Source organism: Solwaraspora sp. WMMA2080 (assembly GCF_027497395.1).
GTDB lineage: Bacteria > Actinomycetota > Actinomycetes > Mycobacteriales > Micromonosporaceae > Micromonospora_E.
On the sequence record NZ_CP114910.1, the window covers coordinates 4,087,359 to 4,110,916 of the forward strand.

The following is a 23,558-nucleotide window of genomic DNA, read 5'->3' on the forward strand; positions in this document are numbered from 1 at the left end:
CCGGCGGTGCTCAGCCCGGCATTGCCACCTGTGCCGGGGTCGACCGGTGGGTGGTGGTGCCGTCACCGAGCTGCCCGAACGTGTTGTCACCCCAGCACCACAGGCTGCCGTCGGTGCGTGCCGCGCAGGCGTGGTAGGTGACAGAGAAGCCGACTGTCCAGGTGGTCGCGGTGCCTACCTGTGCCGGGGTCGACCGGTGAGTGGTGGTGCCGTCACCGAGCTGCCCGAACGAATTCTTGCCCCAGCACCACAGGCTGCCATCGGTACGGGTCGCGCACGACGAATCGAGGCTCGCGTCCACACTTGCCCAGTTGCTGGCGGTGCCGATCCGCAGCGGGGTGGTCTGGGAGCCGACGCCCCCGCCGACCTGGCCGTACCCGTCCTCACCCCAGCACCACAGCGTCCCGTGGACGCGGACCGCGCAGGTGTGTACGTAGCCGGCCGTCACCTCGGCCCACGTCGTCGCGGTGCCCACCTGCGTCGGTGTCGCCCGGTAGCTCAGGATGCCGAGACCGAGCTGGCCGTCCGAGCTACTGCCCCAGCACCACAGGGTCCCGTCGGTCCGAACGGCGCAGGTGTGGGCGTAGCCGGTCGTGACGCTCGCCCAGGTAGTCGCCGTACCCACCTGCCGCGGGGTCGTCGCCTTGTAGGGAGACAAGCCGACGCCGAGCTGAGCGTGACGGTTCAGGCCCCAGCACCACAGGGTTCCGTCGGTCCGAACGGCGCAGGTGTGGTTGCTGCCGATGCTGACGCTCGCCCAGGTGGCGGCGGTGCCTACCTGCACCGGACTGGTCCGTCTGGTGGTCGAGCCGTCGCCGACCTGCCCGCTGGAGTTGTTGCCCCAGCACCAGAGCGTCCCATCCGTGCGTACCCCGCAGGTGTTGCCGCTACCGGCGTCGATACCCGCCCACGTGGTGGCGCTGCCGATCTGAACCGGACCGGTCCGGTTCGTGGTGGTCCCGTCGCCGAGCTGGCCGTAGAAGTTGTTGCCCCAGCACCACAGGGTTCCATCGGTCTGGGTCACACAGGTGTGCAGATTGCCGGCGGCGACCTGGGATACCGGCGCGGCGGCGATCGCCACCTCCCGCGCGTTCCGGTCGGCGGAGCCAACACCTGCTGTTGCTGCGCCCGCCGTGAACCCGATGGCCAACACGGTGATCCCGACGGAGGCCGTCACCGCGACAGCGGTTCGGGCTGCCTGCCGCCATCGCATCCGCAGCCAACTCTCCTGGTGTTCGTTCATGTCCTGTTCTCCCAGACATCGTCGGTTCCGGTGAGGCGGCGTTGCCCCGGCAGGTCACCAGCGACCCGCAACTACCTGCCGATGAACTATACATCGATGCCGATCAAATCTTACCGAGACTATGGGACACCGTTGCCAATGACGGGAATGCCCCGCATGAGAGCACTGTAGGAATACGTCATATGAACGCGCTTTCCTGAAGGTGTACGGTCAGCCGCACCACCAGGATCACGGCGTTGTGCTGGCGGACCTGCCACCGCCACCAGTACCTACGTGGACAGTGGCAGGCTGGTGGAGGACTGCACGACAGCACCGTCTGCCAGTCGTACCCCGAATAAATGCGACCTTGTCGGCGGTACCGCGCTACGGTTCTCCGGACGATCCCCGGACATCGGCCGAATGGTCGTTCCCTGCCAGGTTGGCCACTCCGTCCGGGTAACTGCGATGGCGGCGATGGTGGGCCGTGCCGGCTAGCGCGCACCGAGGCGCTCGGCGGCGTACGCGGTGATCGTCTTGCCGAGGATCGCGGCGAGTTCGGCGCACTCGTCGGTGCTGATGGTCAGCGGCGGCAGCAACGGCATCACCCCGTCGGAGTAGCTGGTCAGCAGCCCGTTGTCCCGGCAGGCCAGCCGAAGCCGGTAGACGTCGCGCACCGTCCACGGCGTACCGTCGTCGCGGTAGCGCAGCTCCAGGCCGAGCAACATCCCCTCACCGCGTACGTCACCGACGTGCGGATCGTCGGCCAGCGTGTCACGCAGGATGTCGCACAGCTGCCGGCCACGGTCGCGGACGCCGTCGAGAAACCCGTTGGCGGTGAGGATGTCCAGGACGGCGAGGCCTGCGGCGGCACCGAGCGGGTGCCCGTCGGTGGTGCTGCCGTTCGGGAAGCCGAGTCGGAACGGCGGCTCGGCGAGCGCGTCGTAGATCGGGTCGGCGACCGCGAGCACGGCGAGCGGGAAGTAGCCGGCGCTGACGCCCTTGCCGAGCACGATCATGTCGGGTGGTTCGGGCAGCCGCTCGCTGACCGTCATGGCCCCGACCCGGCCGGCACCGGTGGTGACCTCGTCGGCGACGATGTGGATGTCCCGGGCCCGGCAGTAGCCGATCAGCGCCGCCAACTGGTCGACGCTGGCGGCGTGCAGATAGTTGCCCATCACCGGCTCGACGATGACGGCGGTCACCTGCGACGCGCCGAGCCGGTCGACGACACCGGCGACGGCGTCGAGCAGTTCGTCGCCGCCGGCGACGTGCACCACGCGGTCGTCCAGCGGCGCCGACCATTCGTGCAGGATCTGCTCACCGGTGAGCGCGGTGGCCAACGGCCCGGTGCCGTGGTAGCTGCCGTGCACCGCGATGATCCGGTCACGGCCGGTCTCGCCGGTCATTCTCCGGTGGAAACGGGACAGCATGCCGGCCGCCTCGGTCATCTGGCTGCCGGTGTTGCCGAACCGGATGTGCCGCAGGGTCGGTGGCAGCGTCGCGGCGAGGGCGGCCGCGTACCGCACGGTGACCCGGGGCGGATGTTCGTAGCGCATGACCGTGCCGGACGGCAGCTCGTCGAGCTGGCGGCGCATCGCCGCCTTGACCGGCTCGCATGAGTAGCCGAGGGTGACGTTCCACATCGACGAGCGGGCGTCGAGGTAGCGCCGGCCGGCCTGGTCGACGGCGTAGCTGCCGTCGCCGCCGACGAGGAACATGTCCGGATCGGACTCGGCGAGAAACTCGCCCATCGGGGTGATGCCGTGCCAGGCGTGGTAGGTGGACCGGTCGATCATCGGGCAGCTCCTCGGCGGGCGGCGGACACCACGTGCTCCTCGTCCGGCAGCAGGGCGGCGCTCAGCGGTGGGCTCACCGGTGCCGGCACCGGGGCACCGGCGATCAGGTCGAGCCGGTGCGGCGCGACCGCGCCGGTGCGTACCAGGTGCAGGCCCAGTGCGGACATGACGCTGACGCCGGCCGGGGCCTCGTCGACCAGGATCACCTGGCCGCCGGCAGCGGCACGGACCATGGCGGTGACGCCGTCGAGGTCCAGCGGTGCGGCGGTACGCAGGTCGACCACCTGGGCGTGCAGCCCGTCCCGGTCGAGGACGGCGGCGGCCCGCAGGCAGGTGGCGACGGTGTTGCCGATACCGACGAGGGTGAGGTCGCGGCCGGGACGGGCGCAACCGGCGACGCCGAACGGCAACGCGGCGTCGGTCGGCTCCGGCTCGGGCAGCGACGCCCAGTCGGCGGCGTACAGCCGGGGCGATTCCAGCACCACCACCGGATCCGGGTGCACCAGCGCGGTGCGCAGCAGCCCGGCGGCGGCGTTCGGTGACCCGGGGACCGCGACTACCAGCCCGGGAATCTGGCTGAGCAGGCCGTGCGCAGCGTGCTCGTGCTGGGCGCCGAGCTGCTCACCGCCCTGGGTCAGCCCGCGCACCACCACCGGTACGGTGAACTGCCCGTCGGACATGTACCGCCACTTGGTGGCCTCGTTGACCAGCTGGTCGAAGGCGGTGAACAGGAAGGCGGCGCGGGCGATGCTGACCAGCACCCGGCGGCCGAGCAGTGCCATCCCGACCGCCATGCCGAGCATGGTGTTCTCCGCGATCGGCAGCCGGACCATCCGATCGGCGCCGAACAGTTCGATGAGGTCGGGCTGCTGGTAGGTGCAGAACATGCTCATTGTTGGCTGGTCGGCCAAGGCGCCGCGGACCGCCCCGACGGACGGGTGCCGGCGGGTCATGTCACCGGCTCCCGCACCGTGACGGCCTCCGGCCAGGTTGCGCCGGGTGGCCAGGGCGCGGCGGTGACCGTGGTGACCGCGCTCGCCGGGTCCGGCCGGTCGGCGGCCAGCGCGTCGGCGAAGACCTCGGCCAGCTCCACGGTGATCTGCTCCCGGATCGCGACGACCGGGCTGGCGACCGGGCTGGCGGCCTGCTCGCGGCTGGCGGCGACCGGGCTGGCGACGGTCGGGCTGGCGAGGGTCGCCTCGACGCGGGTCAGCGGATCCCGGACCAGCCAGTGCTCCCGCTCGGCGGCCGGGCGGTACTCACCCGGCGGTTGCGGTCCGAGCTGGGCGTGGAAGTGCCGCAGGTAGGTGTGGGCGACGAGGACCTGCGGGCGGCCGGTCCGGCAGTGGGCCAGGGCCGCCGCCGCGGCCCGGTGCACTGCGGTCACGTCGTTGCCGTCCACCTCGTCGCAGTCCAGCCCCAGGCCGCGGGCGATCTCCCCGGGTGCACGGTGCCGCACCAGGTCGCTCGGGGTGTGGTCCTGCCAGCCGTTCTCCTCGCAGACCAGCAGCAGCGGCAACCCGAGCACGGCGGCGACGGTGAGCGTCTCGTAGGTGGCGCCGGCGCCGAACGCGCCGTCACCGCAGAACGCGACGACCGCCCGGCCGCTGCCGGCGGTCTTCTCGGCCAGCGCGGCTCCGGCCGCGATTGGCAGCTGCGCGGCCACGATGGAGCTGGCACCGAGCAGGTAGCGGGACCGGTCGGCGATGTGCATCGACCCGGCCTTGCCGCCGCAGACCCCGCCGGTCCGGCCGAGGATCTCCCGGGCCAGCCCGGCGGCTGCCACCCCAGCGGCCAGCGCATGCCCGTGGCACCGGTAGAAGCTCACCACCCACTCGTCGGGCTGTCGGGCGGCCAGCGCCCCGACGGCGACAGCTTCCTGCCCGGTGTACGGGTGGACTGATCCGGGCACCTGGCCGGCGGCGGCGCACCGCAGAACCTGCTCCTCGAAGACCCTGATCCGAACCATTTCGCGGTACGCGTCCGACAGGTCCATCGTCTGGGTGTTCCCCGTCCCTGCGCCGGCGGAGATTCATTCACCGGCCGCATCGGAAGCTATCATGATCGCCTGCTGAATGCCGCCAATTATAGGTACCCGATCGACGCCTGTCGCAATACTGGAATTGGTCGGAGTCCGGTCAGGATGTGGTCAGGTTGTGGGCGGCCACCCGCCGGGAAACGACTGCGACGGTGCCGAGAAAGGCCACGGCGGCGAAGCAGATCAGGGTGGGCAGCACCCCCCAGAGTTGTGCCGCGACGCCGGCGAGCAGGGAACCGATCGGTACCGCCAGCACCGCGAGCGCCCGGCTCAACGCAAGCACCCGACCCAGCAGCGGGCCGGGGACCACCGACTGCTGCAGCGACACCGAGGCGATCAGCCAGACCGTGGCGCAGTACCCGAAGATCGTCTCGTAGACGATCAGGGTCAGCACCGACGGCGTGACGGCGGCCAGCGGGATCAACATCAGGGCGGCCCCGGCGAGCGGGGCGAACACCGGGACCACCCGGGGATGGCCGAGCCGGGCGATCACCCGTCGTGCGGTGGTCACACCAGCGACGGCGGCGACGCTGTTCACCGCGAAGGTCAACCCGAGCACCCAGGGCGACAGGTCGAGGACCCGGTAGGCGTACAGCACGTAGAGGCCACCGATCGCGGAACCGCCTAGGTTCAATGCGGCGGCGGTGACCGCGATCCGGACCAGCTCCGGACGACCACGCAGCGCGGCCACCCCGTCGCGCAATGCCCGTAGTGGATGTTCCGGTGCCGGCGGCGGCCCGCCCGGCCGGGGCCGCAGCGCGGCGAAGCCGACGGCGGCCAGCGCCTGCGCCGCAGCGTTCGCCGACATCGCCAGCGCCCCGCCGAGGGTCTGCACCAGCCAGCCGGCCAGCGCCGGCCCGGCGATCTGGCCGGCCGACTGGGCACCGGCCAGCGCGGCGTTCGCCGGCACCAGCCGGTCCGGTTCGACCAGTTGCGGCACGGTGGCCTGCAGGCCGATGGTGACCAGCCCACCGAGGACGCCGGACAGGCCGGCCACGGCGTACAGCAGCGGCAGGGAGAGCACTCCGGCCAGCGCGGCTACCGGTACGGCCAGCACCACGGCGGCGGTGCCGGCGCTGGCAGCCATGAGCAGCCGACGCCGGTCGACGACCCGGTCGACGACCACCCCGAGCAGCGGTGCGGCGAGCGCCTGGGCGCCGTACTCGAGGGCGAACAGGGTGGCCGCCGCCACCGGCGAGGCGTGCAGCGCCACCACCGCGACGGTCGGCAGGGCCAGCGCGGCGACGTGGGTGCCGACGACGCTGGCGGCCTGGGCGGCGACGGCCGGGCGCAGCGGTCGGTCCACCGCGATCGACGTGGCGAGACGGCCGGGCATGGGCACCACTCCTCGGCTCGGTCGGTCGAGTCACCTTCCCACAGCTGCGGTCACCATCGAAAGCTACGGTGACCAAGGTAAATACCGTTTGCCCGTTCCACCGGTCGCGAACCGACCACCACCCCGGACGATAATGCTTGCCGTACCGACGCGAGGTCATTTATGCTCATCACATCGTGCACCACCGCCGGCGCACATCCTCACCGACGCAATCAATCGACTGACACGGATCGACTGAACCAAATCAGTGAACCGAGAATCTCCCGCTTGCCGGAATCCCGTGGCCGACGCTGGGCGGCAAGCCTGTTGGGGAGTTGCCAGTGGCACTCATCGATGCCAATGATCTTGATCGCAACGAGTTGGCGTACCGTGTCTTCGGCGTGACCCGCGACAAGACGCCGTGGCGCGCCGCGGACATCATCGCTGACGGGCCGGCGGACCCCAGCTGGGAGCGGGCCGAGCTGGCCTGGCGGATGTCCTCCCGCGGCTACTACGCCGAGCAGGCCGGGCTGGTCGCCGCCGCGACGCTGGCCGCGCAGACCGAGGACGCGCCGCTGCGGTTCAGTCTCGCCCTGGCCACCGCCGACGAGGCCCGGCACGCGGACGCGTTCTACCAGTACGCGAGCCTGGTCGGCGGCGGTGAGCCGGAGCCGGAGTCGCCCGAGCTGATGCAACCGCTGGACACGGCGCTGACCCAGCTGCCGTACATGGGCCGGGCGCTGGTGCACACCATGTTGGAGGGCTTCGCCGCCGACGAGTTCATCCTACTTCGCGAGGTGTTCGCCGGCGACCCGCTCGGCCAGCTCTACCACCACGTACGCCGCGACGAGATCCAGCACGTCGCGATCGGGCTGAACTACCTGGCCCGCGAGTCCGCCACGGACGAGGGGCGCGAGCTGTGGCGCGAGTACGGGCCGCAGTGGCATGAGATCGGCATGCGACTGACCTACCTAGACAAGATTTCGGTGTCCCTCGCCGAACTGACCGGCCGTGAGCCCGACCGGCTGCGGCACTGGTTTCTCCGCCGGCACCGGGCCCGCCTGAGTGCCGGTGGAGTCGACATGGACGGAGGGAGGTGAACATCTTGACCATCAAGAAGGTCACCATCAAGACGCCGGCCCACGGCACCTGCAAGTACCTGGTCCCGACTCGGAAGGCCGAGAAGTGATCGCGGCCGGCGAGGCGCGGGTAAGTCCGCGTGGAGGGCCGAAGACGTGATCGGCCGGATGGGGCGGTCCCGCCCCATCCGGCGCACCTCGGTATGACGCGCTCACCAGCTGAAAGGCCCGGCCGATGTCCGTATGTCTGGTCGCCATGCCCTGGCAGGCCATCGAATCACCATCACTGCCGATCGGGTTGCTCAAGGCGGTGACCGTCGCCACCGGGCGGCCCGCCCCGACCGCCTACCACGGCAGCCTGCGCTGGGCCGAGTTCCTGATGGAACGCAGCGATGGCGAGCTGAGCCCAGCTGACTACACCGAGGTCGCCGAGGTGGGCCTCTTCGACGGCCTCGGCGACTGGGTCTTCGCCGGGGTGCTGCACGACGACCCCGAGTTCGGCGTGGAGACGCTGCGCCGCTACGCGGCCGAGTACGGCACCGGCATCGCCGGCCCGACCGCGATGCGCCAGTACGCCGCCGACTTCGTCGAGCTGGCCGCCGCCGAGATCCTCGCCACCCGTCCGTCGCTGGTCGGCTTCACCACCACGTTCATGCAGAACGTGCCGAGCCTCGCGGTCGCCCGACGGATCCGCCAGCTCGACCCGGGCGTACGGATCGCGTTCGGGGGCGGCAACTGCGACGGCGCGATGGGGATCGCCCTGCACCGCAACTTCCCGTTCGTCGACTTCGTGGTACGCGGCGAGGGCGAGGTCGCGTTCCCGATGCTGCTGGACGCCCTCGACGCTCGCGACCTCGACGCTGGCGGCAACCTCGGCGCTGGCGACGAGCGTGACGCCCGGCTCGCGCGGATACCCGGGCTGTCCTGGCGCCGGGCCGACGGCACCGCGCGGCACAACCCGCAGGGCGCGCTGCTGCCGCCGGCACGCATCCCCACCCCGGACTTCGACGACTGGTTCGGCCAACTCGCCGCCTCGCCGGTCGGCGAGTACATCGAACCCAAGCTGGTCCTGGAGGGCGCCCGGGGCTGCTGGTGGGGCGAGAAGCACCACTGCACCTTCTGCGGGCTCAACGGCACCGCGATGACGTTCCGGGCCAAGCCCGCCGAACGCATGATCGCCGAGATGACCGAGCTGGTCGGCCGGCACCAGACCCTCGACGTGATCATGGTCGACAACATCATCGACAACCACTACTACGCAGACTTCCTGCCCCGCGTCACCGCGCTCGGCTGGGACCTGCGGCTGCACTACGAGGTCAAGTCCAACCTGCGGCCGACCGAGATCGACGCGCTGCGCGCCGCCGGCGTGGCCCACGTACAGCCCGGCATCGAATCGCTGGTCAGCCCAGTGCTCAAGCTGATGGACAAGGGCGTCTCCGGCGTCCACAACGTACGGACGCTGCGTGACTGCGAGTCCGCCGGGCTCACCGTGTCGTGGAACTGGCTGTACGGGTTCCCCGGCGAACGCCGGGTCGACTACGACCCGGTGCTGCGTCAGCTTCCCCGGCTGGTGCACCTGCAGCCACCGGCCGGCTCGTCGCGGATCCTGCTCGAACGGTTCAGCCCGTACTTCGAGAACCCGGTGCTCGGCTTCCCGACCCGCCGGGCCGCCCGGCTCTATCAGCATGTCTACGACCTGCCCGAGAACGAGCTGGCCGACCTGGTCTACCTGTTCGACACCGAGCCGGCCGGCCTGTCCGAGCAGGACGCCGAGCCGCTGAACGAGCTGCTCAAACGCTGGACCGACGGCTATCCGGCCAGCGCGCTGCAGCTGCTCACCGGCCTGGACGCGGACGAGACAGTGATCGCCGACCGGCGGGTCGGCTGGCCGGAGTGTGAACACCGTATCGCCGATCCCCGGCTGCGCCGTGCGTACGCCGAGCTGGAGCACGGCCGTACCGTCACGGCCCTGGCCGCACGGCTCGCCGCCGCCGGACTGCCGGTGGAGACCGACCGGCTGGCGCGGTGGCTGGCCGAACTCGACGACGCCGGGTTGGTCTTCGAGGAGAACGGCCGCTGGATCAGCCTGGCGACCACCGTCGAACCGGTCAAGGTGGCTTGAGATGGGTACGGCGATGCTGCTCACCGACCGTACCGGTCTGGCCGCCTGGTCGCTGCGGACGGTGACTCTGCCGGAGCCGCTGGACTTCGGCGACTCCCCCGAGCAGGACCTGGCCCAGTTGCGGTTCCTGCGCGCGGTGACCAGCCACGCGGTACGGCTGCGCTGGACCTTACGCGGGCGGCCGTCGTTCCCGCTGGACACCCACGTGCACCTGGTCGCGCCGTCGGCCGGCACCGACCGGGCCAGCCGGGCCTATGCCGGCGAATGGGGCCTGGCCTACCGGTACGGCAGCTGCTACTACCGTCGCGGGCCGGGAATGGTGACGGTCAAGGACGTCCGACCCGGGGTCGAGGCCAGCCGGATGGTGATCACCGACGGTGCCGACGCGTTTCTGCGGCTGGCCGAAGACCCGTCCGGCGTGCCGGCGCCGGGCGACGTCGACGCGGCCGCCGCCGCCGTCGAAGCCGGGCTGGCCTGCGCGGCCGGCGACGCGATACTGATCCTGCCCTACCGGATGCGGCACTGGCCGGTGCCGCATGTGGCGGTCTGAGGCAGCCCCGGCCATGACCGCGTCCGCGCCGCACGAGCCGCAGCCGCACGAGCCGCAGCCGCACGAGCCGCCGCTGTACCCGTTCCGTGACTACGACGAGCTGGGGCTGGACCCGAGGTTGGCCCGGCTGCGCGCCGAGTGCCCGGTGTCCCGGATCCGGCTGCCGTACGGTGGTGACGCCTGGCTCGCCACCCGCTACGCCGACGTGACGACGGTGCTCGCCGACCCCAGGTTCAGCCGGGCCGCCGCCTGCACTCCGGACGTGCCCCGGCAGACCGAGTCGCCGCCGGTGGCCACCACCATCCTCGACCTGGACCGGCCGGAGCACGGCCGACTCAGACGCATCGCCGCCAGCGCGTTCGCCCAGTGGCGCATCGAGCGACTGCGCCCGTACGTCCGGCAGGTCGCCGACGAACGGATCGACGCGTTGCTGGCCGGCCCGGTGCCGGGCGACTTGTACGCGACGGTCGCCCTGCCGGTGCCGCTGACCGTGCTGTGCCACGTCCTCGGTGTACCGCTGGCCGACCGTGATCGGTTCCGCGCCTGGACGCACGCGCTGTTGATGCCCGGGCCGATGCCGGCCGACGAGTTCCGGTCGGTCGCCGCCGCGCTGGAGGACTACCTGCGGGAGCTGATCGCGCACCGCCGCGAGTCCGCCACCGACGACCTGCTGAGCATGCTGGTCCGGGCCACCGACGACGGCGACCGGATGACCGAGCAGGAGCTGGTGTCGTTCGGCGTGACCCTGCTCGCCGCCGGGTTCGAGACCACGGCCAGCCAGCTGGCCAGTTCGGCGTACCTGCTGCTGCGCCACCGGCACCTCTGGGAGTTTCTGGGCCGGGAGCCGGACCGGGTGCCGGCGGTGGTCGACGAGCTGCTCCGGTTCGTGCCGCTCAACGGCGGCAGCGGGCTGCCCCGGGTGGCGACCGAGGACGTCGAGCTGGGTGGGGTGACGGTCCGGGCCGGGGAGGCGGTGTTCGCCTCGACCATCTCCGCCAACCGTGACGACGAGGTGTTCCCGGACGCGGACACCTTCGACCCGGACCGGCGCCCGACGGCCCGGCATGTCACCTTCGGCTACGGTCCGCACCGCTGCCTCGGGGCCTGGCTGGCGACGATGGAGATCCAGGAGGTGGTCGGCGCGCTGGTCGCGGCGGCGCCGGGTCTGCGGCTGGCCGACCCGGACGGGGTACGGTGGCGCGCCGGGACCATCGTGCGCGGCCCGCTCGCGCTGCCGGTCAGCTGGCCGACTCAGGCCGGGCAGTTCCGGTCAGGTCAGTCGGAGTGACCGCTCCCAGTCCACCGCCACCCGGTCAGGGTCGACGTCCCGGTCGTGGTGACCGCCACACGGACAGACCCACGACCGGACGTTCAACGCCAACTGCTCGCAGGCGGTGACGGCATCAGATCCGACGACACCGATCCGGGCCGGGGCCGGCTCACCGTCACCAACGGCACCGTGCGGGTGAATGCCGGCGACGACGCTGTCAAGGGCGAGAACACTGTCGACATCTCCGGTGGCACGGTCACCGTCACCAGCTCCTACGAGGCGATCGAGAGCCGGCAGGTGACCATCTCCGGCGGCACCGTCGACGTCACCGCCCGCGACGACGCGATCAACGGCGCGGTCCACTTCACCGGCGGCACGATACCGCGCCAGGTTCCGGGCCCCAACACCCCGACAAGCGGATTGATTCTCCTGTGGAGGTAGGCCAGTATCGATCAATGGACCAGACTCGTGAAGACGACGTGGCGGTACGGCAGTTCTACGAGACCTACGGCTGGCAGCGCGGATCATCCGGGAAGTACCGGGACGCGGAAGCATTTCGTCGACCTGCGACCGGTGATGGACGGCTACCATCGGCGCCGTGACCAGCGGGTCGCCCGACTGCTGGCGGGCGACGGACCACTGTTGGACCTGGGTGCGGTGGAGCGCCGGTGCCGGTTGCGTCCGACGGCGGCCTACGGGTCAATCTCGATTTCGCGGCAGCGGCGTTACACGGCGCACGGCAGACCCTCGGCGACACCGCCAGCTACCTGCAGGCCGACATCTGCCAGCTGCCCTTTCCGGCGGACACCTTCAGCCGGGTGCTGTGCGCCCACGTGCTCTACCACCTCACTCCGGAGCGACAGACGCTGGCACTCACGGAGATCTGCCGGGTCCTGCGGCCGGGCGTCGTCGCCGTGCTCGTGTACATCCAGGCGTTCGCCCGCCTCCAGAACCTGGCCCGCCGGCTACGGCTGGACTCCCGGCCGGTGGCGGACCTCCCACCGTTGCCCAACCACCCGGTCGACCATCGCCTGCTGCAGGCCGGGCTGCGTGGTCGGGCGCGCATCGAGGTTCGGAGCTGGTCGGTTCTCGCGCCGGAGATCACCCGCACGGTGGTGCCCGGCGGGTGGGCGGGCCGAGCGATGGTGGCCGGAGTCGCGGCGGTCGAAGACCGGCTGCCCTGCTGGAGCGCACAACTCGCCCGCTACCTGATGTTGATCGTCCGCAAGGACCCGGAGCGGATAGGTCCGGCAGATCCTTGCTAGCCACCGGCGGCCCGCGATCGCGACGGTGGACTTGCCGCGGCGTCGGGGAGCGCCCGGGGGACGGTCAAGACCGCAGGTGCTTCCCGAGCGGAGTGGTGGGGGGGTGGTGGGTCGTCTGCGCGATCGGCCGACCGTCCTCAACCACAATGGAGTTCATCCCGGCTGGACTGCGAAAAGGCACTATAGTCGAGCCCAGTCGCTGGCATCACTCGTGGCAGCCCAAGGGAGATAGATCGATGACTGGCTCACGCATTCTCTCCGTTGGGCACTACCAGCCCAGCCGGATCCTCACCAACGCCGACCTGTCGAAGATGGTCGACACCAGCGACGAATGGATCCAGTCCCGGGTCGGGATCCAGACCCGGCACATCGCCGAGCCGGACGAGACCGTCGACGAGATGGCGGCGCACGCCGCCCGCAAGGCACTCGCCCAGAGCGGCCTGTCCCCCGCCGACATCGACTACGTCTCGGTCGCCACCTGCACCGCCATCGACCGGTCGCCGAACATGGCCGCCCGAATCGCCGCCCGCCTCGGGCTCAACCACCCGGCGGTCATCGACGTCAACGTCGCCTGCACCGGGTTCACCTACGCGCTGGCCGCGACCGACCACGCAGTACGCGCCGGCGCGGCGCGTAACGCCATCGTCGTCGGGGTGGAGAAGCTGTCCGACTTCGCCGACTGGACCGACCGTACGACGTGCGTGCTGGTCGGCGACGGCGCGGGAGCCGTGGTGCTGACTGGCGCCGACCAGCCCGGGATCGGTCCGGTCGTCTGGGGCTCGGTCCCCGACATGTCCGACGCGGTACGCATCGAGGGTCGTGCCGGCACGTTCCAGCAGGCCGGCCAGGCGGTTTACCGGTGGGCGACCACAGTGCTACCGACCATCGCCCGGCAGGTCTGCGAACGGGCCGGGGTGGCCCCGGCAGACCTCGCCGCGATCGTGCCGCACCAGGCGAACCTGCGCATCATCAGGTCGCTCGCCGAACGGATCGGTGCGCCGAACGCGATCGTGGCCGAGGACGTCATCGAGTCCGGCAACACCTCCGCCGGCAGCATCCCGATTGCCTTGTCGAAGCTGGTGATGCGCGGCGACATACCGTCCGGCGCACCGATCCTGCTGTTCGGCTTCGGCGGTGGCCTGTCCTACGGAGGCCAGGTCGTCCGCTGCCCGTGACGATCAACTGTCGTCGCCGGCACCGACCACGGTCGACCTGCTGTCGGTCGCGGTGCGTTCAGCGACCGGGCCAGCTGCCGGCCAACGCCCGGACCGTGGTGTTCTCTTACCTGCGGCCCCGATGACGGGACCGGGCCAGCCTGAGCAGGCCGGCACCGGCCAGTAGCACGACCAGGACCGTGGCCAGGACGGCCGCCCCGGCCTGGTCGAGCGTGGCGGCCAGCCACCGCTGGACCATGCCGGCGCCGTCGATCAGCGGGTCCCCGCCCGACCCGCCGCGCAGCAGCCGGATCTCGTACCAGCCGTACCAGGCGACGTAGCCGCCGGCAGCCACCAGCAACGCGCCGCCGACGCGGGACAGCAGCGGGGCCGCGCGGCGGACCCGGCGCAGCAGCCCGTCGCGGGCCAGCGCGACGGTGACGGCTGCGACCGCGACGGTCAGCCCCATCCCGGCGGCGTACGCCACGAACAGGGCCACCCCGGACGCGACCGAGCCGGCGCGGAAGCTGGCCGCCACGATCGCCAGGAACGGAGCGATCGTGCAGGACAGCGACGCGGCGGCGTAGGCCATCCCGAAAACCACCATGGACAGTACGGACCGACTGGTGGCCGGGGCGCGGGACGGCACCATGCCGATGCCGGGCAGCTGCCGGCCGGCGAGCAGCACCCCGCCGAGCCCGATGAGCAGCAGCCCGATGCCGATGGTCAGCCACGGCAGGTGGCGCTGCACTGCCCCGGCTGCCGGGGCCACGACCAGGCCGAACACCCCGAAGACGACGACGAATCCGGCGGTCATCGCGGCCGTCGTGGTCAGTGCCCGACCGACGGCGGCACTCCGACCGGTGCCGGCCGCGGCGTCGCCACTCACCAGGAAGGACAGGTACGCGGGCAGCAGCGCGAACCCACACGGGTTGACGGCGGCGAGGGTGCCTGCCGCCAGGGCGAGCGCGAGCGGTGCGTCGGTCATCGGATCGGGTGGCGGAGGTCGGCTAGCCGGCGATCAGCCGGTCGAGCATGCCGGGCAGCGAGTCGACGTCGACATGTCCCTTGTCGACGACTTCGCCATCGACGTCGAGGACGACGAAGGTGCTCTGCGCGGTGATCTCGAAGTGCCGCCACACCGCGCCCTGCTCGTCGGCCAGTTGCGGAAAGCCGGACAGCTCGGCCAGCTCGACGAACTCGTGCATGGCCGGCACCCCGTCGAGCCCGGCCACGCCGACCACACCGGCGGTGTCGGCGTAGTCGGCGGCCAGTGAGTTGACCCGGGCGGCCTGGCCGAGGCAGGTGGGACACCACGGTGCCCAGAACCACAGCACCGCCGGTTTGCCGGCCAGGCTGCGCCCGTCGAAAGTGTCGCCGGCCAGGGTGTCTGCGGTGAAGGCATAGCTGGCGCTGACACCGCCACCGTCGGTGCCGGCACCATTGTCGGTGTCTGCACCGGTTTCGGGGTCGGTGTCCCCGGCTGGCGTGCCGGCACCGGTTGTGTCCCCGCCGGACGGGGGTGGCGTGCCGTCACCGTCAGCCGAAGTGCCGCAGCCGGCCAACGCCACCGAGCCGGCGACGACAAGGCTGATGATCATCGACCGCACCCGCATGATGTCTGCTCCGTCCCGGTATCCGACGTCCGACGATGTCCGGCAACCGTACCTGCCCGACGGCGGTTTCCTCGCATATACCCCCTGGGGGTTGCTAGCCTACGAGGATGACCAGCCAGACCACCCGCGGCTACACCGCGTCCAAGGACCAGCTCCAGGCCCGGCTGCGCCGCATCGAGGGGCAGGTCCGCGGGATCGAGCGGATGGTCGACGACGACCGGTACTGCATCGACGTGCTGACCCAGATCTCCGCCATCCAGGCGGCTCTGGACAAGGTCGCTCTCGGCCTGTTGGACGGACACGCCCGGCACTGCATGCAGGAGGGTTCCGCCGAGGGCCGCGCGGACGAGATGGCCGCCGAGATGATGGCGGCGGTCGGTCGGCTGATGAAGCGCGGCTGACCTTGTCACACCCACTGCCCGACCCGTGACGATCTACCCCCTAGGGGTATGGTGGGTCCCGCCATCACCGCAGGCGAGGAGGACGGCATGAGCAGCACCGCACCGGGCCGGCCCAAGACGGCGACCCGGATCGAGTTGAGCATCGGTGGGATGACCTGCTCGTCCTGCGCGGCTCGGATCGAGAAGAAGCTCAACCGGATCGACGGGGTGACCGCGACGGTGAACTTCGCCACCGAGAAGGCCAGCGTCACCGTCGAGGATCCGGCCGTGACCGCCGACGAGCTGATCGACGTCGTACGCCGTACCGGCTACACCGCCCAGCTGCCCGCTCCGCCGCAGGATGCCCGCAGCGCAGCGCTTTCCGACGGTTCGGCGGGCGACGAGCGGCCGGCCGTCTCCGACGACCTCCGCTCGCTGCGTACCCGGCTCCGGGTCGCGCTGGTGCTCAGCGTGCCGGTGGTCGTCCTGGCGATGGTGCCCGCCTGGCAGTTCACCTACTGGCAGTGGGTCAGTCTGGTGCTGGCCGTCCCGGTGGTGCTCTACGGCGGCTTGCCGTTGCACCGCGCCGCGTGGACGAATCTGCGGCACGGCGCGGCGACCATGGACACCCTGGTCTCGATGGGGACCCTCGCCGCCCTCGGCTGGTCGCTGTGGGCGCTGTTCTTCGGCACCGCCGGCACCCCCGGCGTGACCCACCCGTTCAGCCTGTCCATCGGTCACGGCACAGCCGCCGCCAACATCTACCTGGAGGTCGCCGCCGGGGTGACCGTGTTCATCCTGCTCGGCCGATACTTCGAAAGCCGCGCCAAGCGCCGCGCCGGTGCGGCGCTGCGGGCCCTGCTCGAGCTGGGCGCGCGGGATGTCGCCGTGCTGCGCGACGGCGTGGAGACCCGGATTCCGGTCGATCAGCTCGCGGTGGGTGACCGGTTCGTCGTCCGGCCCGGCGAGAAGATCGCCACCGACGGCGTGGTGACCGAGGGGTCCTCGGCGGTCGACGCCAGCATGGTCACCGGTGAGTCCGTGCCGGTCGAGGTCGCTCCCGGCGACCCGGTGGTCGGCGCCACCGTCAATGCCGGTGGCCGGCTGATGGTGACGGCCACCCGGGTCGGTGCCGAAACTCAGCTCGCCCAGATGGTCCGGCTGGTGGAGCAGGCGCAGACCGGAAAGGCAGCGGCGCAGCGGCTGGCCGACCGGATCTCCGGTGTCTTCGTGCCGATCGTCATCGCGCTCGCCGTCGGCACCCTCGGCTACTGGCTCGCCACCGGGACGGGCGTCGCGGTGGCGTTCACCGCAGCGGTCGCCGTACTGATCATCGCCTGCCCGTGCGCGCTCGGCCTGGCCACCCCGACGGCGCTGCTGGTCGGCACCGGACGCGGCGCCCAGCTCGGCGTGCTGATCAGAGGCCCGGAGGTACTGGAGTCCACCCGTCGGGTGGACACCGTGCTACTGGACAAGACCGGCACGGTCACCACCGGCACCATGACGCTGGTCGACGTGCTGGTCGACGGCGCCGACCCGGATCCCGACGAACTGCTCCGGCTTGCCGGCGCGGTCGAGGCCGGGTCGGAGCACCCGATCGGCCGGGCGATCGCCGGGGCCGCCACCGAGCGGGTCGGGCCGCTGCCGGCGGTGACCGACTTCGCCGGCCGGCACGGACTGGGTGTACGCGGCACCGTCGGCGGGCGTACCGTGCTGGTCGGTCGGCCGGCGCTGCTGACTGACGAGGGCCTGACCGTGGACGCGGCGCTGGCCGGCAGATTGACCGCCGCCGAGGCCGCCGGCCGGACCGCGGTCATGGTCGGCTGGGACGGTCGGGCCCGGGGCGTGCTGGCCGTCGCTGACCGGGTCAAGCCGACCAGCCGGCCGGCGATCGACGCGCTGCGGCGGCTCGGTCTGACCCCGGTCCTGCTCACCGGGGACAACGCCACCGTCGCCCGGGCGGTCGCCGCCGAGGTCGGGGTCGACGAGGTGATCGCCGGGGTGTTGCCCGCCGACAAGGTGGACGCGGTCAAGCGGTTGCAGGCCGATGGTCGGGTGGTCGCGATGGTCGGTGACGGGGTGAACGACGCCGCCGCCCTGGCCCAGGCCGATCTCGGCCTGGCGATGGGGACCGGCACCGACGCCGCCATTGAGGCCGCCGATCTCACCCTGGTAAGGGGCGACCTGACCGCCGCCGTGGACGCCGTCCGGCTGTCCCGCCGCACCCTGCGGACGATCCAGGGCAACCTGTTCTGGGCGTTCGCCTACAACGTCGCGGCGCTGCCGTTGGCGGCGGCGGGCCTGCTCAACCCGATGATCGCGGGTGCGGCGATGGCGATGTCGTCGGCGTTCGTGGTGGCCAACAGTCTGCGGCTGCGCCGGTTCCGGCCGGTGGTGCTCAGCCGGTGACCAGCTCGTAGCCGGCCTCCTCGACGGCGGCGGCCACCGCCTGGTCGCTGACCGGCTGTTCGCTGGTGACGGTGACCCTGCCGGTGGCCAGGTCGACGTCCACCTCGGTGACCCCGGCGATCCCGCCGATCTCGGTGGACACCGAACCGACGCAGTGGCTGCAGGTCATCCCCTGCACGGTGTAGGTGCTGACCGCCATCTGTCTCTCCCTCGCGACTCGTTGCGATCCGACTCGACCGCTGAGCCTACCCCTACCGGGAATGCGTATTTCGCCGGATCCGGCACCGTCGTCGGCCGGCGACCGGCCAGCACCCCATAGCCAAAGACCGATCCAGCGGGTAGAAACAGATGATTCCCCGACGGCACCGGTGGGTGCCGGCGGGCGACACCGAGAGAGCGCTCTCACGCTCGGCGGCCCGCACATCGGCCGGACCGGCACCGCGCTGCAGATCAACAGCGACCACGTGCTGATCGACCACACCTGGGTGTGGCGGGCCGATCACGGAGTCGAAGGGTTCACCGAGGGCGTCAACGGCGACACCGACCGCTGGCACACCAACACCGGACGGTACGGCGTCGTGGTCAACGGCGACCACGTGACCGCGACCGGACTGTTCGTCGAGCACTTCCAGCGGTACAACACGGTCTGGAACGGCGACCACGGCACCACGGTCCTGTACCAGAACGAGCTGCCGTACGACCCGCCCACCCAGGCCGACTGGATGAACGGCGACACCCCCGGCTGGGCCGGCTACAAGGTCGCCGACCACGTGCGGCACCACCAGCTGTACGGCGGCGGGGTGTACGTGTTCAACCAGAACGACCCGTCGATCCGCACCCGCAACGGCTTCGAGGTGCCGCACCGTCCCGGCGTACGACTGCGGAACATCATGACCGTCAATTTGAGCGCGGGCGCCATCGACCACGTGGTCAACGGGATCGGTGAGGCGGCCGACACGACCCGGGTCGGCGCGCCGGTCTACCTGGTCGAGTTCCCGGAGCCGTGACGGGTCGGGTACCCGGGGCCGGCCGACGGATAGCCGTGGCGATCCCGGGTACCCGCCCGGTCGGACCGTCACACGAGTCGACCGGTCACACGAATCGGACAGGTCACCACGAGGAGGCACGATGTCCGGGAAACGACCAGGCAGCAAGGGCTACGACAACCAGCGCGCCCGGCTGCGCAAGGATCTCGAGAACTCGGGTACGGCCAACGACGCGGGTGCCGACGAGCTCGCCAACGAGATCCTGCAGGAGCAGGCCGACCGCCAGGGCGTGCTGCGCACCGAACGGGGGTCTCGGCCCGAAAGGTGAACGATGATCGTCATGAAATAGGTCGAAAAATGCCATGAAATTCGGTCAGCTCCGCATCATGGTGGGGTGAGTGACGCAGGGCGGTCCCGGGTCCAGCCGGCGGCGCCCGGTGCCAAGGTGACCCGGTTGGAGCTCTTCTTCGACCTGGTCTTCGTCTTCGCCTTCATCCACCTGAACACGCTGGCCGTCGAGGACCTCGACGCCCTGATCCTGTTGGGCGTCATCCTGCTGCTCGCCGCGCTCTGGCTGGCCTGGTCGCGGTTCGCCGTACTCGGCAACAACCTGCGGGCCGACCAGGGCATCATGCCGATCATCGGTTTCGCGATCATGGCGGCGGTCTTCGTCTCCGTCGCGACCTTGCCCGGCACCGAAGACGACGTCGCGGTGCCGTCGTCGTCCGCGCCGCTCTCGATCCCCGGGCAACTCGTGTTTCCGGCCTGCTATTTCATCATCTGGGCGTTGGAGATGGTGGCGCTGCGGCATGCCGCGCGAAACCACCCTTCGTTGCGTGAGATGTGGTGGCGAAGCGCACCGGCGCTGCTCCTCAGTTGCGGGTTGCTGGTGGTGGCCGCGCTCCTGCCGCGACAGTTCACCGGCAATGCCCGGATAGCTGCCTTTGTCACGTTGTGGGGACTTGCCGTCGCCATCGCCTACGCGGTGGTGATCCGGACCAAGGCCCTCGCCGTCGTCTCGGCCGGGCATTGGGCGGAACGACACGCCCAAATCGTGCTGATCGCTCTCGGCGAGTCGGTCATCTCGATCGGCATCGGCGCCGAACTTCTGGCAGGAACACCGTTGACGTTGCCCCTGGTCGCAGGCGTGGTGCTCGGCATCGCGCTGATCTGCGCCCTCTGGTGGTGGTACTTCGACTCCCGCTCGATCGCGGCCGAACATGTGCTGCACCGCACCCAGGGCACCGCCCGGCTCCGACTGGCCCGCGACGCGTACACCCTGCTGCACTTCCCGATGGTCCTCGGGATCATTCTGCTGTCCCTGGGCGCCAAACAGGTCCTCGCCTACCTGGCCAGTGACACCGGCGACCAGGAAAGGGCGGTGCTCGATCCGGTCCACCTGTGGGTGCTGTACGGCGGCGTCGTGCTCTACCTGCTGGCCCTGCTCGCATTCCAGGCGCGGACGGTCCGATCCGTGGATCCGCTCGGCGCGTTGCCCGTCCTGGTCATCACCGCGCTGCTGCCGATGGCCCCGTTCATGCCGCCGCTCGCCGCGCTCGCCCTGCTCAGCCTGATCGCCGTCGCCGCGGCCGCGGTGGACAACCTACGCGGCGGCAGCCATCGCCGGTCGCTACGCGGCAGCCAGCTCGCTCAACAGCAGGCGTTGGAGAGCGAGGAGACCAACTGGCGCCGACGGCACCTGTGAGCCGTACGGCACCCGACGCTGTCATTATCGTCTGATGCGCAACCAGGTAGTCCTCCTGGTGCGTGGCCGGGGAGGATGACAGCTTTGACACAGGTCGCCGGCGAGCCGGCACGCTGGCGACACCGGACCGGGCGGCTGGGCCGGTCGGCGCTGATCGCGCTCTGCGTCGCTGCCGCATACGCGCTCGGCTCCGGCTGCGCCTGGTTGCTGTTCCACGCCTCGGCCGTCGGCGCGGTGTTCTTTCCGCCGGCCGGGGTGACCCTCGGCGCGCTGGTGCTGGCCCGCCGCCGACACTGGCCGTGGATCCTCGGTGCCGTCGGTCTCACCGAGTTCGGCATCGACCTGTGGCAGGGGATCGGACCGCCGGTCGCACTCGGCTTCGCGCTCACCAACGTCGCCGAACCGCTGGTCGGTGCCGCCGGGCTGCGATGGCTGCGGCCGGGCCGGATCGACCTGACCCGGTACCGCGACGCGGCGGCGTTCCTGCTCTACCCGGTGGGCATCGGCCCGTTGGTCGGCGCGGTGATCGGGGCCACGACCAGCGCGGTCGGCACCGGTGGCGCCTGGTGGCCGGCGTTGGGCCGGTTCTGGGCCGGCGACGGGCTCGCGGTGCTCACCCTCGGTGCCGCCCTGGTCGGCCTCGACGCGATCCGCGGCCGGGTCCGACCCTGGCAGCTGGTCCGGGGCGGTACGGCGTTGGCCGGCACCGGGGCGTTGACCGTCATCGGTTTCTGGCCCCGGGAGGTGCCGCTGTCCTACCTGCCGGTGCCGGTGCTGCTCGCGGTCGGCTTCCTGGGCCGGGTGGCGACCGTCGGGGCCGCCGGATTCGTGATGGCGTTCGCCGCGAATCTGCTCAGCGCCGCCGGGCACGGGCCGTGGTCGGTGCTGGCCGGGCAGCCCTGGCTGGAGGCGGCGTCGCTGCAGATCTACCTGGCGGTGGTGGTGCTCGGGGCCTGGGCGCTGGCGATCGCGGTGGCGCAACGGGACCGGGCGCAGGCCGAGTCGCGTCGTGAGGTGGCCGCCCGCCGTCGGTTGCAGGCGCTGCAGGACGTCACCGCCGGGCTGGCCACCTCCGCGACGTCCGACCAGGTGATCCGGGTGCTGGTCGACCGGGGCGTCGGCCTGGTCGCCGACCACGGCGCGGTCGCGCTCACCGATCTGGCCGGCGGCTCGGTCCGAAGCTGGCCGACGGCGGCCCTCGCGGACCAGGTCGCCGGAGGCTTCGCCACGTTCCCGCTCGACGGGTCGGACCGGTTGCCGGTCGTCGACGTGGTCCGGACCGGCCGGCCGGTCCAACTGCCGACCCGGGCGGCGCTGGACGCTCGTTACCCCGCGCTCGCCGACGCCCACGCTCGCACCGGCACCCGCAGTCTGCTGGCGGTGCCGGTCAAGGTCGGCGACCGGTGCCTCGGTGCGCTGGCGTTCGCGTTTCGTCGGGACGACGCGATCACCCCGGAGGTGGTTTCGATCGCCCGTACCCTCGCCGAACTCGCTGGTCAGGCCGTCGACCGGGCAGCGATGTACGAGTCCGAGCACGCCGCCGCGCACCAGTTGCAACGGGCGTTGCTGCCGCAGATCTCGCCGGACCTGCCGGGCGTCACGGCCGCCGTGTGCTACCGGCCGGCGGAGCACGGCCGCGACGTGGGCGGCGACTGGTACGACGTGTTCGAGCTGCCCGGCAACCGGGTGGGTATCGCGGTCGGAGACGTCGTCGGCCACGGGTTGTCGTCGGCGATCACGATGGGCCGGCTGCAGCAGTCGCTGCGCTCGGTGGCGCAGACCGGTGCGTCGCCGGTCGAGGTGCTGGAGGCGCTGGACACCGCCTGCCAGACGATCGACGGGGCCGACTTCGCCACCGTCGGGTACGCCGAGTACAGCCCCACCGACCGGCTGCTCACCTACGCCTGCGCCGGTCATCTGCCGCCGCTGCTGGTGGCCGGCGGGGACAGCCGCTACCTGACCGACGCCCGGTCGCTGCCGCTGCGGCTGACCGCGCAGCCCCGGACCCAGGCCCAGATCGCGGTGCCCGACTCGGCGATGCTGGTCTGGTACTCCGACGGGCTGGTCGAGCGGCGTGGTCAGGTGATCGACGCCGGGTTGGACCGACTCGGCCGGGCCGCCGCCGGGTTGTCCGGCACCGAGCCACAGGTCTGGTGCGACCGGCTGTTGGACGCGATGACCGACGGCCAGGTGATCACCGACGACACGGTGGTGGCCTGCGTACATCTGGACGGGCTGCCCACCGGCACGGACGGCTCCCCGGTGCTGCGGCTGACCCTGACCTCCCCCGCCGACCTGTCCGCCGCGCGCCGGGCACTGCGGGACTGGTCCGCGGGCAACGACCTCACTCCGGATCAGGCCGACGCACTGCTGGCCACCTGCAACGAAGCCTTGATCAACTCGTTGGAGCACGCCTACCACGGGCGTCCGGGCGGCCCGGTCGCACTGCAGGTGATGCTGCTCGACCGGCAGCAGGTCCGGATCGAGGTCACCGACCGGGGACATTGGCGGGGTCACTCGCACGACGGGTCCGACCGGGGACGCGGGCTCGATCTGATCAACAGGATGGCCCGCCGGCTGGTGCTCGACCTCTCCGGTGCCGGCACCCGGGTGACCATCACCCTGCCCGGCCGGTAGCCGGTGCCGTCCCG

General features: G+C 71.3%; 19 protein-coding genes and 2 pseudogenes. 13 read left to right on the forward strand and 8 right to left on the reverse strand.

All coding sequences use genetic code 11. The features are described 5' to 3' along the window. Positions 1–10: 10 nt before the first annotated feature. From O7543_RS18565 to O7543_RS18585, 5 genes are all read right to left on the reverse strand, one after another. Positions 11–1,243: a hypothetical protein gene (locus O7543_RS18565; protein ID WP_281552685.1), complete on the reverse strand. Its 1,233-nt coding sequence runs from the start codon at positions 1,241–1,243 to the stop codon at positions 11–13. Between the two features lie 470 nt (positions 1,244–1,713). Then, positions 1,714–3,018, reverse strand: a complete 1,305-nt coding sequence (locus O7543_RS18570; protein ID WP_281552684.1) for an aminotransferase class III-fold pyridoxal phosphate-dependent enzyme — start codon at positions 3,016–3,018, stop codon at positions 1,714–1,716. After that, on the reverse strand, positions 3,015–3,911 hold the full coding sequence (locus tag O7543_RS18575; protein WP_281567167.1) for a transketolase C-terminal domain-containing protein: 897 nt from the start codon (positions 3,909–3,911) through the stop codon (positions 3,015–3,017). The genes O7543_RS18570 and O7543_RS18575 overlap by 4 nt, the downstream gene beginning before the upstream one ends. A 56-nt stretch (positions 3,912–3,967) precedes the next feature. Beyond that, a complete protein-coding gene (locus O7543_RS18580; RefSeq protein ID WP_281552682.1) occupies positions 3,968–5,014 on the reverse strand; it encodes a thiamine pyrophosphate-dependent dehydrogenase E1 component subunit alpha in 1,047 nt (348 codons plus the stop codon). A 142-nt stretch (positions 5,015–5,156) separates the two neighbouring features. Further along, positions 5,157–6,392: an MFS transporter gene (locus O7543_RS18585; protein WP_281552681.1), complete on the reverse strand. Its 1,236-nt coding sequence runs from the start codon at positions 6,390–6,392 to the stop codon at positions 5,157–5,159. 320 nt (positions 6,393–6,712) lie between these two features. Between O7543_RS18585 and O7543_RS18590 the strand changes: the two genes are divergently transcribed. The 7 genes and pseudogenes from O7543_RS18590 to O7543_RS18620 all read left to right on the forward strand — a co-directional run bounded on the left by O7543_RS18590 (position 6,713) and on the right by O7543_RS18620 (position 13,832). Then, positions 6,713–7,471, forward strand: coding sequence for a ferritin-like domain-containing protein (locus O7543_RS18590; RefSeq protein ID WP_281552680.1), 759 nt, complete (start codon positions 6,713–6,715; stop codon positions 7,469–7,471). Positions 7,472–7,685: 214 nt separating this feature from the next. Next, positions 7,686–9,572 carry a RiPP maturation radical SAM C-methyltransferase gene (locus tag O7543_RS18595; RefSeq protein ID WP_281552679.1) on the forward strand — a complete coding sequence of 629 codons (1,887 nt, stop codon included), beginning with the start codon at positions 7,686–7,688 and terminating at the stop codon, positions 9,570–9,572. A gap of 1 nt (position 9,573) precedes the next feature. Beyond that, a complete protein-coding gene (locus O7543_RS18600; RefSeq protein WP_281552678.1) occupies positions 9,574–10,122 on the forward strand; it encodes a DUF5825 family protein in 549 nt (182 codons plus the stop codon). A gap of 13 nt (positions 10,123–10,135) precedes the next feature. Then, entirely contained in the window at positions 10,136–11,410 is a 1,275-nt protein-coding gene (locus tag O7543_RS18605) for a cytochrome P450 (protein ID WP_281552677.1), read from the forward strand. 45 nt (positions 11,411–11,455) lie between these two features. Beyond that, on the forward strand, positions 11,456–11,833 hold the full coding sequence (locus O7543_RS18610) for a carbohydrate-binding domain-containing protein (protein ID WP_281552676.1): 378 nt from the start codon (positions 11,456–11,458) through the stop codon (positions 11,831–11,833). Positions 11,834–12,045: 212 nt separating this feature from the next. Beyond that, positions 12,046–12,657 (forward strand): annotated as a pseudogene (locus O7543_RS18615) (class I SAM-dependent methyltransferase); the annotation flags it as partial. Positions 12,658–12,893: 236 nt separating this feature from the next. Further along, on the forward strand, positions 12,894–13,832 hold the full coding sequence (locus O7543_RS18620) for a beta-ketoacyl-ACP synthase III (protein WP_281552675.1): 939 nt from the start codon (positions 12,894–12,896) through the stop codon (positions 13,830–13,832). Positions 13,833–13,938: 106 nt separating this feature from the next. Here the strand turns inward: O7543_RS18620 and O7543_RS18625 are convergent, their stop codons facing one another. Together O7543_RS18625 and O7543_RS18630 are read right to left on the reverse strand one after the other, a co-directional pair. Continuing rightward, the gene (locus O7543_RS18625) at positions 13,939–14,799 is read right to left on the reverse strand and encodes a cytochrome c biogenesis protein CcdA (RefSeq protein ID WP_281552674.1); all 861 of its coding nucleotides are present in this window, start codon (positions 14,797–14,799) and stop codon (positions 13,939–13,941) included. Positions 14,800–14,821: 22 nt separating this feature from the next. Next, positions 14,822–15,412 (reverse strand): redoxin domain-containing protein, encoded by a 591-nt coding sequence (locus O7543_RS18630; protein WP_281552673.1) that lies wholly within the window; start codon positions 15,410–15,412, stop codon positions 14,822–14,824. A 122-nt stretch (positions 15,413–15,534) separates the two neighbouring features. Here O7543_RS18630 and O7543_RS18635 point away from each other — a divergent pair, with 122 nt between their 5' ends. Both O7543_RS18635 and O7543_RS18640 read left to right on the forward strand, forming a co-directional pair. Further along, complete coding sequence (locus tag O7543_RS18635) at positions 15,535–15,828, forward strand: metal-sensitive transcriptional regulator (protein WP_278172303.1); 294 nt, start codon at positions 15,535–15,537, stop codon at positions 15,826–15,828. An 87-nt stretch (positions 15,829–15,915) separates the two neighbouring features. Further along, a complete protein-coding gene (locus tag O7543_RS18640; protein ID WP_281552672.1) occupies positions 15,916–18,216 on the forward strand; it encodes a heavy metal translocating P-type ATPase in 2,301 nt (766 codons plus the stop codon). On the opposite strand, the gene O7543_RS18645 is transcribed toward O7543_RS18640, so the two are convergent. After that, positions 18,206–18,415, reverse strand: coding sequence for a cation transporter (locus O7543_RS18645; protein WP_281552671.1), 210 nt, complete (start codon positions 18,413–18,415; stop codon positions 18,206–18,208). The genes O7543_RS18640 and O7543_RS18645 overlap by 11 nt on opposite strands. A 208-nt stretch (positions 18,416–18,623) precedes the next feature. Between O7543_RS18645 and O7543_RS18650 the strand changes: the two are divergent. The 4 genes and pseudogenes from O7543_RS18650 to O7543_RS18665 form a co-directional block, all read left to right on the forward strand. Beyond that, positions 18,624–19,223 (forward strand): annotated as a pseudogene (locus O7543_RS18650) (adenylyl cyclase); the annotation flags it as partial. A gap of 121 nt (positions 19,224–19,344) precedes the next feature. Then, entirely contained in the window at positions 19,345–19,530 is a 186-nt protein-coding gene (locus tag O7543_RS18655) for a phosphatidylethanolamine-binding protein (RefSeq protein ID WP_281552670.1), read from the forward strand. A 66-nt stretch (positions 19,531–19,596) separates the two neighbouring features. Then, positions 19,597–20,907 carry a low temperature requirement protein A gene (locus O7543_RS18660; protein WP_281552669.1) on the forward strand — a complete coding sequence of 437 codons (1,311 nt, stop codon included), beginning with the start codon at positions 19,597–19,599 and terminating at the stop codon, positions 20,905–20,907. Positions 20,908–20,991: 84 nt separating this feature from the next. Next, positions 20,992–23,544, forward strand: a complete 2,553-nt coding sequence (locus tag O7543_RS18665) for a SpoIIE family protein phosphatase (protein WP_281552668.1) — start codon at positions 20,992–20,994, stop codon at positions 23,542–23,544. The last annotated feature ends 14 nt before the right edge of the window (positions 23,545–23,558 follow it).